General features: G+C 75.1%; 11 protein-coding genes and 3 riboswitches. Of the genes, 7 read left to right on the forward strand and 4 right to left on the reverse strand.

Going from position 1 to position 14,045, the window contains the following annotated elements:
- Positions 1 to 50 precede the first annotated feature (50 nt).
- Both G3T38_RS15010 and G3T38_RS15015 read left to right on the forward strand, forming a co-directional pair.
- On the forward strand, positions 51 to 482 hold the full coding sequence (locus G3T38_RS15010) for an organic hydroperoxide resistance protein (RefSeq protein ID WP_163773133.1): 432 nt from the start codon (positions 51 to 53) through the stop codon (positions 480 to 482).
- Between the two features lie 117 nt (positions 483 to 599).
- Positions 600 to 899 (forward strand): hypothetical protein, encoded by a 300-nt coding sequence (locus tag G3T38_RS15015; protein WP_163773134.1) that lies wholly within the window; start codon positions 600 to 602, stop codon positions 897 to 899.
- 12 nt (positions 900 to 911) lie between these two features.
- Here the strand turns inward: G3T38_RS15015 and G3T38_RS15020 are convergent, their stop codons facing one another.
- From G3T38_RS15020 to bluB, 3 genes are all read right to left on the reverse strand, one after another.
- Positions 912 to 2,486 (reverse strand): precorrin-2 C(20)-methyltransferase, encoded by a 1,575-nt coding sequence (locus G3T38_RS15020; protein WP_163773135.1) that lies wholly within the window; start codon positions 2,484 to 2,486, stop codon positions 912 to 914.
- Entirely contained in the window at positions 2,483 to 4,036 is a 1,554-nt protein-coding gene (locus tag G3T38_RS22925; RefSeq protein WP_338037677.1) for a precorrin-8X methylmutase, read from the reverse strand. Before G3T38_RS22925 ends, G3T38_RS15020 begins: the two co-directional genes overlap by 4 nt.
- Before the next feature lie 59 nt (positions 4,037 to 4,095).
- Positions 4,096 to 4,274: riboswitch (cobalamin riboswitch) on the reverse strand.
- Positions 4,271 to 4,948, reverse strand: a complete 678-nt coding sequence (bluB, locus tag G3T38_RS15035) for a 5,6-dimethylbenzimidazole synthase (protein ID WP_163773136.1) — start codon at positions 4,946 to 4,948, stop codon at positions 4,271 to 4,273. (Overlaps the previous riboswitch by 4 nt.)
- Before the next feature lie 81 nt (positions 4,949 to 5,029).
- A riboswitch (cobalamin riboswitch) is annotated at positions 5,030 to 5,179 on the forward strand.
- An 80-nt stretch (positions 5,180 to 5,259) separates the two neighbouring features.
- On the opposite strand from bluB, the gene G3T38_RS15040 reads away from it, so the two are divergent.
- Genes G3T38_RS15040 through G3T38_RS15055 form a run of 4 tightly spaced genes read left to right on the forward strand, consistent with a single transcriptional unit; the run spans position 5,260 to position 8,925 of the window.
- Complete coding sequence (locus tag G3T38_RS15040) at positions 5,260 to 6,342, forward strand: ABC transporter substrate-binding protein (RefSeq protein ID WP_163773137.1); 1,083 nt, start codon at positions 5,260 to 5,262, stop codon at positions 6,340 to 6,342.
- Positions 6,339 to 7,394, forward strand: a complete 1,056-nt coding sequence (locus tag G3T38_RS15045) for an iron chelate uptake ABC transporter family permease subunit (RefSeq protein ID WP_163773138.1) — start codon at positions 6,339 to 6,341, stop codon at positions 7,392 to 7,394. Before G3T38_RS15040 ends, G3T38_RS15045 begins: the two co-directional genes overlap by 4 nt.
- On the forward strand, positions 7,391 to 8,170 hold the full coding sequence (locus tag G3T38_RS15050; protein ID WP_163773139.1) for an ATP-binding cassette domain-containing protein: 780 nt from the start codon (positions 7,391 to 7,393) through the stop codon (positions 8,168 to 8,170). Before G3T38_RS15045 ends, G3T38_RS15050 begins: the two co-directional genes overlap by 4 nt.
- Entirely contained in the window at positions 8,167 to 8,925 is a 759-nt protein-coding gene (locus G3T38_RS15055; protein WP_206675892.1) for a (2Fe-2S) ferredoxin domain-containing protein, read from the forward strand. The genes G3T38_RS15050 and G3T38_RS15055 overlap by 4 nt, the downstream gene beginning before the upstream one ends.
- Here G3T38_RS15055 and G3T38_RS15060 read toward each other — a convergent pair.
- Positions 8,882 to 10,207: an ATP-dependent 6-phosphofructokinase gene (locus tag G3T38_RS15060; protein WP_163773140.1), complete on the reverse strand. Its 1,326-nt coding sequence runs from the start codon at positions 10,205 to 10,207 to the stop codon at positions 8,882 to 8,884. The two genes, G3T38_RS15055 and G3T38_RS15060, sit on opposite strands and share 44 nt — an antisense overlap.
- Before the next feature lie 52 nt (positions 10,208 to 10,259).
- A riboswitch (cobalamin riboswitch) is annotated at positions 10,260 to 10,379 on the forward strand.
- Between the two features lie 32 nt (positions 10,380 to 10,411).
- On the opposite strand from G3T38_RS15060, the gene cobN reads away from it, so the two are divergent.
- The gene (gene cobN / locus G3T38_RS15065) at positions 10,412 to 14,044 is read left to right on the forward strand and encodes a cobaltochelatase subunit CobN (protein ID WP_163773141.1); all 3,633 of its coding nucleotides are present in this window, start codon (positions 10,412 to 10,414) and stop codon (positions 14,042 to 14,044) included.
- Position 14,045: the final 1 nt, after the last annotated feature.

The raw sequence follows: 14,045 nt of genomic DNA on the forward strand, positions 1-14,045 counted from the left end.
ACCTGATGTAGACGTACTAGTCACTCTACCTCTCCCGGAAGGAGATCGCGATGCCCACCTCGATCGCGTACACCGCCTCTGCCACGGCCACCGGCGACGGCCGCAACGGCCACGCGCGCACCTCGGACGGCCAGATCGACGTCGAGCTCGTCGTGCCGAAGGAGATGGGCGGCGCGGGTGGCGGGACCAACCCCGAGCAGCTCTTCGCGACGGGCTACGCCGCGTGCTTCCTCGGCGCGCTCAAGGCCGGTGCGAAGCAGCACGGCATCGAGCTCCAGGACGTCGCCATCACCGCCGAGGTCGGCATCGGCCCGCGCGAGGACAACGGCTTCGGCCTCGCGGTGAAGCTCATCGCCGAGTTCGGCGGCGGCGTCTCGCAGGAGGACGCGGAGAAGGCGGTCGAGGTCGGCCACTCGATCTGCCCCTACACCCACGCCACCAAGGGCAACGTCGAGGTCGTCACCGAGGTCGAGGTCGCCTGACCTCCGTCCCCGCGGCGACGGCTCGACGACGCCCCGGCATCACGAAGCGCCCGCTCGTGCCACCCCCTCGGTGGCGCGGGCGGGCGCTCGGCGTTCCCGCCCCACTAGGCTCCCGCCATGTCCTCGGGAACGCCGGTGCTGGCCGCTGACGTCTACACCCTCGAGCTCGTCGCGGTCCGCCGCTCGTGGCCGCGCCGGCTCGGTTTCGCGGTCTACGCGATCCTCGGTGGGCTGCTCGGGGACACGCCCCTGCAGAGCCGCGGCGACATCGTCGTGCGGCGTCGCGACGACGGCAGCGAGGCGCTGCGGATGGACGCCGGGGCCGATCCCGACGCCGAGCGGTTGCTCCAGCACGTGCACGACCACCTGCACCACCTCGACGCCGCGACCTTCGAGGAGTCGTGGGGCATCCGCTGATCGCGGCCGGGTTCAGCCCACCGTGCGGGGCGTCCACACCCTCCCGTGGTCGACCCGGGTGGACGTCGCCCCGACGATGAGCAGGCACTTCATGTCGATGCTCGTCGGGTCGAGCTCGCCCAGGGTCGTGACGCGCAGTTCCTCCTCGTCGCGGCCGACGTCGCGGCCGACGACCACGACCGTGCCGGGGGCGCGCACCTCGAGAAGCACCTTGAGCGCGTCGCCCAGCTGGTCGGGACGGCTCGCCGAGCGCGGGTTGTAGATCCCCAGCACGAGGTCCGCCTCCGCGACCGCGCGCAGTCGCCGCTCGAGCACGTCCCACGGCTTCAGCCGGTCCGAGAGGCTGACGACGGCGAAGTCGCCGCCGATCGGAGCCCCCGCGCGGGCCGCCACGGCCTGCACCGCCGAGACCCCCGGGACGACGCGCACGCCCACGGCGGCGTACGTCGCGTCCTCGGCCGCCGCCGCGACCTGCGCCTCCAGCACGGCGGTGGCCATGCCGAAGACCCCGGCGTCGCCACCCGAGACGACGGCGACGCGCTCACCGCGCCGGGCCAGGTCGAGCGCGAGCCGGCCGCGGTCGACCTCGACGGTGTTGCCGCTCGCGTGCCGGGTGAGGCCCTCGCGGTGGGGGACGCGCTTGACGTAGGGCGCGTAGCCGACCACGTGGTCGACCTCGGCCAGCACGGCGGAGGCCTCGGGCGTCAGCCAGTGGGCGGGCCCGGGGCCGAGCCCGACGACGACGACCTCGGCGGGGGTGTCGCGCGCTGCGGACACTTCCGCGGACACCTCCGCGGACGCCGCGCCCAGCCGGGGCGTGGCTGCCTCCTGCGTCCGTCGGCCGACCCCCTGCAAGGAGTCGCCGGCGACGACGATGAGCGAGAAGTACGGCACCGTGTCGGGGTCGACGTCCGCCACGCGCAGGTGACGCTCGGTGTCCATCGAGGCGCGCTCGACGTAGACCGCGTGCTCCAGCCGACCCGCCGTGGCCAGGGCCCGCCGCACGGTCGGGAACCGCCGGCCCAGCTTCATGATGATGGCGCCGTCGGTGTCGGCGAGCCGGCGCGCGAGCTCCGTCTCCGGCAGCGTGCCCGGGAGGATCGTCAGCACGTCGGTCTGCCGCACCAGGGGCGAGGCGATGGTGGCGGTGGCGGCCGCGAAGGCCGGCACGCCCGCGACGACCTCGGTCGCGAAGCGCTCCGACAGCGCGTCGTGCATGTACATGTAGGACCCGTAGAACATCGGGTCGCCCTCGGCGAGCAGCACGACGTCGCGCCCGGCCTCGAGGTGGGCGGCCAGGCGCGCCGCGGACTCCAGGTAGAAGTCCGCCATCGCCCCGGCGTACCCGCCCGGGTGGTCGGTGCCGCCCGTCGTGACCGGGTAGACGAGCTCCTCCTCGAGCGCGGTGGGCGGGATCAGCCCCGCGGCGATGCGCCGCGCGTTGGACTGCTTGCCGCGCCCCGCGTGGAAGGCGACGACGTCGGCGGCGCCGATGAGCCGGGCGGCCTTGAGGGTGACGAGCTCGGGGTCGCCGGGGCCGACGCCGACGCCGTAGAAGCGACCCGGGGTGACGGCCGGCGTGCTCATTCCGCCTCCTGGGCGATCGCGTTGAGGGCCGAGGCGGTCATCGCGGACCCGCCGCGCCGGCCGTGGACGGTGAGGAACGGGATGCCGTGCGCCGCGGCGTACTCCGCCAGCGCCTCCTTCGACTCCGCCGCCCCGATGAAGCCGACCGGGCAGCCGACGATCGCGGCCGGGGGAGCGCACCCGTCGGCGAGCATCTCCAGGAGGTGGAAGAGCGCCGTGGGCGCGTTGCCGATGGCGACGACGGAGCCGGGGATGCGGTCGGCGAGCACCGAGAGCGCGGCGGCGGAGCGGGTGGTGCCCCACGCGCGCGCCAGGCCCGGCACGCGCGGGTCGTGGAGCGCGCACAGCACCTCGTTGTCGGCCGGCAGGCGGCGGCGGGTGACGCCCGAGGCGACCATGTGGGCGTCCGCGACGATCGGGGCTCCCGCGGCCAGCGCCCGGCGGGCCGCGCCGACGAGGTCGGGCGAGACGACGACCATCGGGGCGAGGTCGGTCTGCCCGGTGCCGTGCACCATCCGCACGACCACCTTCTCGGCGTCGGCGGGCACGTGGGTCAGGTCGGTCTCGGCGCGGATCGTGGCGAACGAGTCGACGTAGATCGCCTGCCCGTCGCCCTCGTAGGGGTAGCGACGGGTCGGGCGCACCGGCTCCGGCTCGTCCACCACCGGGGCGCCCGCGCCGGGGAGCAGCAGCGAGCGCCACGGCGTGACGACGACGCGGGCGTCGTCGGCCAGGCCGTCGAGCAGGATCGTGAGCGTGCCCGGCTCGAGGCGCCCGTCGGGCACCTCGACGTGGCGGTGGGGACCGGCGGGGGTGTCGAGCTCGCCGTACGCCGGCGGGTCCGTCGGCGCCGCGAGCCGCGGGTCGGGCGGGGTCTCCGGGAGGCCGGGTACGGCGAGGGCGGCGGGCAGCTCGTCGACGTGCCACGGCGCCTCGGGGCCGAGGTCCAGCGCGGCCCGGGCGGCCCGGAACGCGTGCGCGACGCGGACCATCGCGGGGACCGCGTCGCCGACGGGCAGCACCGGACCCCACGTGCTGCCCCAGCGCAGCTGGACGGTGGACGCGTCCAGGGCGACGAGGCCGACGTCGGCGCTGCGGGCGACCACGTCGCCGCGGCCGTCGTCGAGCACGAGGAGGAAGCGGGCCGGGAGGTCGGCGAGGTCGGCGTCGGCGCGGATCGCGGCGTCGAGGTCGGCCGCCACGCCGCGGAGGTCGGCCCGGCCGCCGACGAGACCGGTGAGCGGGGAGACCAGGATGTTGCGCACCAGCTCGTGGGTGGGCGACGGCAGCAGGCCGGTGGCCGCGATCGCCGCGACCACGTCGGCGGGGAGCACGTCGTCCACGAGCGGGAGCGCCCGCACCTGCACGTTGGCGCGGCGGGTCAGGTGCAGGTCACCGTCGCCGTACGTCGCGGAGACCGCCGCGAGGGCGCGCAGCTGCCCGACGGTCACGGCCCCGCCCACGAGGCGGAGGCGGACGAGGCCGCCGTCCTCGGCGGGCCAGGGACGGGAGACGCCGGGGCACAGGTCGGTGCGGGTGCGCGTCGTCATGCGGGTCCTCGCTGGTCAGCGGGCCCGTTCGCGAAGCCCGTCGTCCTCGACCAGGTGGCGGCTGCCACCGGGTGCCAGCAGGTCTTCGGACTCGGGGTCGTCCGAGCGGAGCGCCTTCCCGGAGAGCCCTCCAGTGGCTGCGTGCCCCGCCCGTCGCCCACACCGCTGCGCGTCAGTCCCGGACTCGCACCGGGTTCCCTGCCCCCTCGCGGGGGTCGACTGGCGGCGGTGACCCTACCAACCGTCCTCGGTGACGAAGTCGGCGAGCGGTCGTGCGGTGGTCCAGCCGTCCAGCTCGAGCGCCGGTCGGTCGGGGAACGCGGGCACCGGACCGAGGCACAGGACGGCCACCGGCTCGGCGCCCGGCGGCATGCCGAGCAGGTCCGCCAGGGCGTCGGGCTCGAACAACGAGACCCACCCCATGCCCAGTCCCTCCGCCCGCGCGGCGAGCCACAGGTTCTGGATGGCGCAGGCCACCGAGGCCAGGTCCATGTGGGGCATGGTGCGGCGCCCGAACACGTGCGGTTCACGGCCCTCGCGCAGCGCCACCACGAGCAGCTCGGCGCACTCCCGGATGCCCTCGACCTTGAGCCGCAGGAACTCCGCGGCGCGCTCGTCGAGGGCCGCGGCCGTCGCCCCGCGCTCCTCGTCGACGAGGGCGTGGATGCCGGCCCGCAGGGCGGGCGAGGTGATCCGCACGAAGCGCCACGGCTGCATGAGGCCGACGCTGGGACCGGCGTGCGCAGCGGCCAGCAGGCGGGCGAGCACGTCCTCCGGCACCGTCGCGCCGGGCACGAAGCGCCGCATGTCCCGCCGCTCGCCGATGACGCGGTAGATCGCCGCGCGCTCGTCGGCGGCGAAGGCGTGGGGCCGCTCGTGGAGCGGTGCGAGGGTGGGGTCCGAGGGCGTCACGGCGGGCGAGGCTAGCGCCTGTCGCCCGTGGGACGTACGCCACACGACGCCGTGCGGCGGTGTGCTGCTAGGTTCCGGAGCGCCAGTCGTGCTCACGCAAGAGCCAGGGAACCCGGTGCGAATCCGGGACTGACGCGCAGCGGTGAGGGTGACGGGCGGGACATGCGCCACTGGGCCTCGGCCTGGGAAGGCGTCCCGTCCGGACGAGCCCGAGTCCGAAGACCTGCTGGCCGCGGCGTCCGCGCTCCGAGCGGCTGTCGCGTCACCTGTCCTCCTGGCTCCGCGACCGAGCCACGACACGAAGGATGGCCATGCCCACCCGTGCCCGCACCCTGCCCACCCGCGCCCTGCCGGCGCTCGTCGCGACCCTCGTCGCCGCGCCGCTCGCCCTCAGCGGCTGCGCCGCCTCGGAGGCCGAGGACGCGGCCGGCTCCGTGACCCTCGAGAACTGCGGCGAGGAGGCCACCTACGACGCGCCGGTCGAGCGCATCGTGGCCACCAGCAACTCGGCCAACGTCGGCACCCTGCTCCGCGTGGGCGCCCTCGACCGGATCGCCGCGATGTCGCTGAGCGCCGGCAACGACGCGCTCGTGGAGGCGCTCTTCGACGTCGAGGTCGGTGACGTGCCGCGCCTCGCCAGCCCGATCTCGATGGAGGCGGTCGTCGGCCAGGAGCCCGACCTGCTCGTCGGCTCCTACTCGGGGCTGTTCTCGGGCTCGTCCGGCGTCACCCGCGAGGACGCCGCCGAACGCGGCATCCCGACGTACGTCATCTCCGACTCCTGCCGGCAGGATCCGGCGGCCGGCGCCGCCTCGGCGCTCGGCACGATGGACCCGTGGGACGCCGTGCGTGCGGACCTCGAGAACTACGGCACGCTGACCGGCAACGAGGACGAGGCGGCCGCGGCCCGCGCGGAGCTCGACGAGCGCCTCGCCGCCCTGGCCGACGCCCCGCGTGGTGACGCGGCGCCGAGCGTCCTGCTCTTCGACTCGGGCGAGACGGACCTCTACACGTCGGGCCGCAACGGTCCGCCCCAGGGGATCATCGAGGCCGCCGGTGCGACGAACGTCTTCGACGACGAGGACACGACGTGGTTCCGGGCCTCGTGGGAGGCCGTCGCGGAGCGCGAGCCCGACGTCGTCGTGGTCATGGACTACCGCAGCGACGCGGCGGACGAGGTCGAGCAGAAGATCGCGACCATCCGCGGCCAGGCGGCGCTCGCCGGGTCCGCCGCCGTCGCGGAGGACCGCATCATCGTGCTCCCGCTGGCCCTGTTCACGAGCGGCTACGGCAACATCGAGGCGGCCGAGCAGCTGCGGGCCGGGTTGGAGGAGCTGGGCCTGCTGCCCGACTCGGGCACCACGGGCACGATCGACCTCGACGACCTGCCGTGACGAGCGCGGCGACCGAGGTCGCCCGCCGCGTCCCCTCCGCTCCGCTCCTGCTCGTCGTCGGTACGGCGCTGCTCGTCAGCCTGCCGGTCGCCACGGTGTGGGGCACGACGACGCTCGAGCTCGCCGTGGTCGTCGACGTGTGGCGGGCTCGCCTCGGCGGAGCGCCGCTGGCGTCGTCGGCCGACACCATCGTCTGGAACATCCGGGCGCCCCGCGTGGTGCTCGCCGCCCTCGTGGGCGCCGCTCTGGCGGTGGCGGGGACCGTCGTGCAGACGCTCGTGCGCAACCCGCTGGCGGACCCCTACCTGCTGGGGGTCTCCGCCGGAGCCAGCGTCGGCGCGACCGCCGTGCTCACCCTGGGGGTGCTGAGCGTGCTCGGCACGTGGGCGCTCACGGCGGGCGCGATGACCGGGGCGGTGCTGGCGGCGCTCGTCGTCTTCGGGATCACGCTCGCCCAGGGCGGGCTGACGCCGCTGCGGCTCGTGCTCACCGGCACGGTGCTCGCCTCCGCGTTCTCCGCGCTCGCGAGCTACCTCGTCTTCCGCAGCGAGGAGCCGCAGGTCGCCCAGGGCGTGCTGTTCTGGCTGCTCGGGTCGTTGGCCCGCGCGGCGTGGGACCAGCTCCTCCTCCCGGCGCTCGCCCTGGCCGTGGCCGTGGTCGTCCTGGTGGCGGTGCGGGGCTGGCTGGACGGCCTGCTCGCGGGGGCCGACGTCGCCCGCTCGCTCGGCGTCCCGGTGCGCCAGCTCCGCGTGCTGCTGTTCGTGCTGCAGGCGCTCCTGGTCGGGGTGACGGTCGCCGTCGCCGGGGGCATCGGTTTCGTCGGCCTCGTGGTGCCGCACCTCGCCCGGATGCTCGTCGGGCCGCTCCACGGCCGGGTGCTGCCCGTCGCCGCGCTCCTCGGTGCGCTGTTCCTCGTCTGGGTCGACGTGGCCGCGCGGGTGCTGGCGCCCCCGCAGGAGATCCCCCTGGGCGTGGTGACGGGCATCGTGGGCGCGCCGGTCTTCCTGCTGCTGCTCGGACGCCGCCGCTACCGGTTCGGGGGCGAGGCGTGAGCGCGCCGCACCTGGCGGCCCGCGGGGTCGCCTGCGGCCGGGGTCGCCGACCGGTCCTGACGGGCGTCGACCTGGCGGTACGTCGCGGCAGCCGCCTCGCGCTCGTCGGACCCAACGGTGCCGGCAAGTCGACCCTGCTGCGCGTGCTCGCCGGGCTCGACGCGCCCCACGCGGGCGTCGTCGAGCTCGACGGGCGGGCGCTGCGCGCCGTACCCGCGCGGGAGCGGGCCCGGCGGCTCGCCGTCGTCTCCCAGCACGAGCTGCCCCCGGCGGACCTGCAGGTGCGGGAGCTCGTCGCGCTCGGCCGGCTGCCGCACCGCTCGCCGTGGCGGTCCGACGACGCCGACGGGCACGCGGACGCGGCGCTGGAGCGGCTCGGGCTCGGCCACCTCGCCGGTCGGGCCGTCGACCACCTCTCGGGTGGTGAGCTCCGACGGGTGCTGGTCGCGCGCGCCCTCGCCCAGGAGGCGGAGGTGCTCCTGCTGGACGAACCGACCAACCACCTCGACCTCCGCCACCAGCACGAGCTGCTCGCGGCGGTCCGCGAGCTGGGCGTCACGGTGGTGGCCGCGATCCACGACCTGGACCTCGCGGGGCGCTACTTCGACGACGTGGCCGTCGTCGACGCCGGCTCCGTGTCGGCGCCCGCGCCGGCTGCCGACGTCCTCACCCCCGCGCTGCTCGCCGACGTCTTCGGCGTCGCAGCCGTCCGTCTCCAGCACCCGGTCACGGGACGCTGGCACCTCGTCGTCGACCCGGAGGAGAACGCACGATGACCGATCCGACGACCACCCCGAGGACGGACCCGGTCCTGCTCGTGGGGATGTCCGCCCGCGAGGCAGCGGCGCCCGACCGCATGGCGGCGATCGCCGCGACGCTGGGCGCCGAGGTGGCCCACCTCCAGGTGGGCGACCCGTCCCTGTCCGCGGCGCTGACCCGGCTCGCGGACGCGGGCGCGCGCCGCGTCGTGCTGCTCGGCGCGAGCCTCGGCACCCTCGCCCCGGCGAGCTCCTGGCTGCGACGCGTCGCCGCGCACTGGTGGCGCGAGCGGGGCGAGGCGGGGGAGCACCGCCCGGAGGTGGCGGTCGCGACGACGCTGGTGCGCGACGAGTCCGACCTCGAGCGCGGCCCTCTCGACGTCACCCGCCCGATCCACGGCAACGAGGCCGGACTGACCTCGGAGGCGTGGGAGGCCGTCCCCACCCACCGCCACCACGTGCTCGTCTGCCGCGGTCCCCGGTGCAGCGCGCGGGGCGCCGACCGCCTCGCCGAGGGGCTGTCGGCCCACCTCAAGCGGGAGGGGATCGGCGACGACACCGTGCTCGTCACCGGCACCGCCTGCCAGTTCCCCTGCAACCAGGCACCGGTGGTGACGGTGCAGCCCGACGACGTCTGGTACGGCGCGGTCCAGCCCGACGACGTACCGGAGCTGGTCGCGGAGCACCTGCTCGCGGACCGCCCGGTGGACCGCCTGCGGCTCCCGCGGGTCAGGTCATCGACAGCGGCTGCGCCGTCGACTCCAGCACGCTGAGCCACAGGTCGCCGTCGGGGGAGACGTTGTGGGAGCGCTGCGTGACGGCCGGGATCGGCACGTTCACGAAGCGGTGCCGGCGACGACCGACCACCATGTCGGTGCGTCCCGACATGGCGGCGTGCACGGCGGTCTGCGCCAACCGCGCGCAGTAGACGGCGTCGGCCGGGTCGGCCGGCACGGAGCGGATCGTGTAGCCGGGGTCGAAGTAGCGCAGGGTGACGACCTCGTCGCGGGCCGCGTAGTCGGCCCTGATCCGTTCGAGCACGTAGCGGGCCGGGTCCGCGAGCACCGCGTTGCCCGACGCGTCGGTGCCGCCCTCGCCGGCCTCGGCCAGCAGCTCCTGGGCGGCGCCCTCCGCGACCACGATGACGGCGTACCCGCGGTCCGAGACACGGCGCCGCAGGTGCGCCAGCAGGCCGTTGGGCCCGCCCATGGCGAACGGCACCTCGGGGATGAGCACGAAGCTCGCCGTCTGCGCGGCCAACGCGGCGTAGCAGGCGATGAAGCCCGCGTGCCGGCCCATCGTCTTGACGACGGCGACGCCGTTCAGCGCTCCCTGCGCCTCGACCTTGGCCGCGGTGATGGACTCCGCGGCCTTGGCGAAGGCCGTCTGGAAGCCGAAGCTCTGCCCGATGTGGGGGATGTCGTTGTCGATGGTCTTCGGCACGCCGACCACGGCGATCTCGAGTCCGCGGCGCTCGATCTCCTCGTGGATGACGTGCGCCCCGCGCATCGAGCCGTCGCCCCCGACCACGAAGAGGATGTCGATCCCGTGGCGCACCAGGGTGTCGACCATGACGCCCGGGTCGCGGGCGCCGCGCGAGGAGCCCAGCACGGTGCCGCCACGCTCGTGGATGTCGGCGACCGTGTCGCGGGTCAGCACCACGGGGGTGAGGCCCGAGGCGGGGTCGAGCCCGGCGTACCCGTTGCGGAAGCCGAGCACCTCGGGCACGCCGTAGTGGTCGTCGAGCGCCCGCACGACGGCGCGGATCACGTTGTTGAGCCCCGGGCAGAGCCCGCCGCAGGTGACGATCGCGGCGCGGGTGCTCCGCGGCGGGAAGTAGAGGCGCGCCCGCGGTCCTCCGGCCTCGAAGGTCGCGATCTCCTCCCAGGGCACCTCGCGGCCCTGCACGAGCTCGACCGTGTCGTCCATGAGGATCCGGTCGCTCTCGGCGACGTAGTACTGGTTCGTCGCCCGACCCTCGACGTACGAGGCGAGGGGGGAGTCGAACCTCGGGGCTCCGAGGGTCTTGACCTGCAGGTCGGCGAGGGTCACCACGGGTCCTGACCCTAGCGGGCGCGGAGCCTGTCGGCACGGTGGCCTAGGCTGCCTCCGACCTTCCGCCGACGGACCCAGGAACCCGGTGCGACTCCGGGGCGGTTCCGCCACTGTGAACGACGCCGCGACGTGCGACGTCCAGCCAGACACTGACCGACGGCGGTCCGATCCGACGGGGCGAGAACCCCGAGGAGGAGCTCTGCCGTGCCGCGCTTCGCGCTCGTCTCCACGTCCGACACCGACCTGCTCTCGGCGCGCGCCAGCGGCGCCGACTTCGTCGTCGCCAACCCGTCGCGCCCCGCCCACGAGGGCATGGGGGCCGAGCTGGCCGCCGCCGACCTCGTCGTCGCCCGCATCCTCGGCGGCCCCGACGACCTGTGCAGCGGCTTCCGCCGCGTCGTCGGCACCGGGGTGCCGACCGTCGTGCTGGGCGGCGAGCAGGTGCCCAACGCCGCGCTGATGGAGCTCTCGACGGTGCCCGTGGGCGTCGCCGCCGAGGCGCACCGCTACCTCGCCGAGGGCGGCCCGGGGAACCTCGCGCAGCTGCACGCGTTCCTCTCCGACACGGTGCTGCTGACCGGCGAGGGCTTCGAGCCGCCCGTCGTGCTGCCCGCCTGGGGCTGGGCCGAGCGCCCGGACGCCGCGCCGACGGCCGACGGTCCGCGGGTCGGGATCCTCTACTACCGCGCCCACCACGCCTCGGGGAACACCGCCTTCGTGCACGACCTGGCCGACGCGGTCGACGCCGCGGGCGGGGTCGGCCTGCCGATCTTCTCCTCGTCGCTGCGCACCGCTCCCGACGCGCTGTACGACGCGCTCGGCTCCCTCGACGCCCTCGTCGTCACCGTCCTCGCGGCGGGCGGCTCGACGCCGGCCGGGGCCAGCGCCGGCGGGGCCGACGAGTCGTGGGACGTCGAGCGGATCGCCGCGCTCGACATCCCGGTGCTGCAGGCGCTGGCGCTCACGAGCAGCCGCGCCGAGTGGGAGGAGTCCGACGACGGCGTCACGCCGCTCGACTCCGCCACGCAGATCGCCATCCCCGAGTTCGACGGCCGCATCATCACGGCGCCGTTCTCGTTCAAGGAGGTCGACGCGGACGGGTTGCCGCGGTACGTCGCGGACGCCGAGCGCTGCCGCCGCGTCGCCGGCATCGCCACGGCCCACGCCCGGCTCCGGCGCACCGAGGCCGCCGAGAAGCGGCTGGTGCTCATGCTCTCGGCGTACCCGACCAAGCACTCCCGCATCGGCAACGCCGTCGGTCTCGACACCCCGGTCTCCGCGATCCGGCTGCTGCGCGCGCTCCGCGCGGCCGGCTACGACCTCGGTCCCGCCGACGGCGAGATCACCCGCCTGCTCGACCTGCCCGACGAGACGGCGGCGGGCGACGCGCTCATCCACGCCCTCATCGCGGCCGGCGGGCAGGACGAGGAGTGGCTCACCGCCGCGGACCTGACGGACGCCCACGTGCGGATCACGCCGGAGCAGTACGCCGCGTGGACCGCCGACCTCACCCCGACGCTGCGCGAGGGGATCGAGGAGGCCTGGGGTCCCGCGCCCGGGAAGCTCTTCGTCAACGACGAGGGCCACCTCGTGCTCGCCACGCTGCGGGCCGGCAACGTCGTGCTGATGATCCAGCCGCCCCGTGGGTTCGGCGAGAACCCCGTGGCGATCTACCACGACCCGGAGATGGCGCCGAGCCACCACTACCTGGCGGCCTACCGCTGGATCGCGGCCGACCGGGCCGACGGCGGCTTCGGGGCCCACGCGGTGGTGCACCTCGGCAAGCACGGCTCGATGGAGTGGCTGCCCGGCAAGAACGCCGCGCTGTCGGCGGACTGCGCGACCGACGCGGTCGCGGGCGACCTCCCGCTGGTCTACCCGTTCCTCGTCAACGACCCGGGCGAGGGCGCGCAGGCGAAGCGCCGCGCCCACGCCACGATCGTCGACCACCTGGTGCCGCCCATGGCGCGGGCCGAGGCGTACGGCGACATCGCCCGCCTCGAGCAGCTGCTCGACGAGTACGGCAACATCGCCGCGATGGACCCGGGCAAGCTGCCCGCGATCCGCGGCGAGATCTGGACGCTCATGCAGGCCGCCCAGATGCACCGCGACCTCGGGCTGGACGAGCGTCCCGAGGACGACGACTTCGACGACTTCATCCTCCACGTCGACGGCTGGCTCTGCGAGGTCAAGGACGCCCAGATCCGCGACGGTCTCCACGTGCTCGGCGGTGCTCCCCAGGGCGAGGCTCGGGTCAACCTCGTGCTCGCCATCCTGCGGGCCACCCAGGTGTGGGGTGGCCAGGCGGGCGCCGTACCGGGCCTGCGGGCGGCCCTCGGCCTCCCGACGGGGGCCGGCAAGGAGCCGACCACCGCGGAGGTGGACGCCGTCGAGACGCGGGCCCGGGCCCTCGTGCTCGGCCTGGAGGAGCGGGGTTGGGACCCGGCCGCCGTGCCGGAGGTCGTCGCGGCGCTCGAGGGCGACGCCGACCCGGCGGTCGCGCAGGTGCTGACGTTCGCCGCGACCGAGGTCGTGCCGCGCCTGGCGCGCACCACCGACGAGCTGACGGCGGTGCTGCACGCACTCGGTGGCGGGTACGTGCACGCGGGTCCGTCGGGATCGCCCCTGCGTGGCCTCGTCAACGTGCTGCCGACCGGCCGCAACTTCTACACGGTCGACCCGCGCGCCGTGCCGTCGCGCCTGGCCTACCAGACCGGCGCCGCGATGGCGGAGTCGCTGCTGGCCCGCCACCGCGAGGACACGGGGGAGTGGCCCGCCTCCGTCGGTCTCTCCGCCTGGGGCACGTCGGCGATGCGCACCAGCGGCGACGACGTGGCCGAGGTGCTCGCGCTCCTCGGCGTGCGCCCGACCTGGGACGAGATGTCACGCCGGGTCAACGGCCTCGAGCCGGTGCCCCTCGACGAGCTGGGCCGGCCGCGCATCGACGTGACGCTGCGCATCTCCGGCTTCTTCCGCGACGCGTTCCCGCACGTGGTGGAGATGCTCGACGACGCGGTGCGCCTGGTGGCCGAGCTCGACGAGCCGGCCGAGCTCAACTTCGTGCGCGCCCACGCCCAGGCCGACCTCGCCCGCCACGGCGACGAGCGCCGGGCCACGACCCGCATCTTCGGCTCCGCGCCGGGGGCCTACGGCGCCGGTGTGCTGCAGGCGATCGAGTCGGGGAACTGGCGCACCGACGACGACCTCGCGGAGGTCTACACGGCGTGGGGCGGCTTCGCCTACGGCCGCGACCTCGGCGGCGTCGCGGCGACGGAGGACATGCAGGAGAACTACAAGCGCATCGCCGTCGCGGCGAAGAACCTCGACACCCGCGAGCACGACATCGCGGACTCGGGCGACTACTTCGAGTACCACGGCGGCATGGTCGCCACCGTCCGCGCGCTGACGGGCACCGCACCGCGGGCGTACGTCGGTGACTCGACCTCGCCCGACGCGGTCCGCACCCGCTCGCTCGCCGAGGAGACGGCGCGCGTCTTCCGGGCGCGCGTCGTCAACCCGCGCTGGATCTCGGCGATGCAGCGCCACGGCTACAAGGGCGCGTTCGAGCTCGCGGCGACGGTCGACTACCTGTTCGGCTTCGACGCGACGGCCGGCGTGGTGCGCGACGACATGTACGAGTCGCTCGCCCGCGCCTACGTGCTCGACGAGGGCGTGCAGGCCTTCCTGCGCCAGTCGAACCCGTGGGCGCTGCGCGGCATGGTGGAGCGGCTCTCCGAGGCGGCCGACCGCGGCATGTGGGCCGAGCCGGACCCCGAGGTCATCGCGGCCATGCAGCAGGTCTACCTCGAGGTCGAGGGCGAGATCGAGGACCGGTGAA

This window comes from Nocardioides zeae (assembly GCF_010686755.1).
Classification (GTDB): Bacteria; Actinomycetota; Actinomycetes; order Propionibacteriales; family Nocardioidaceae; genus Nocardioides; species Nocardioides zeae.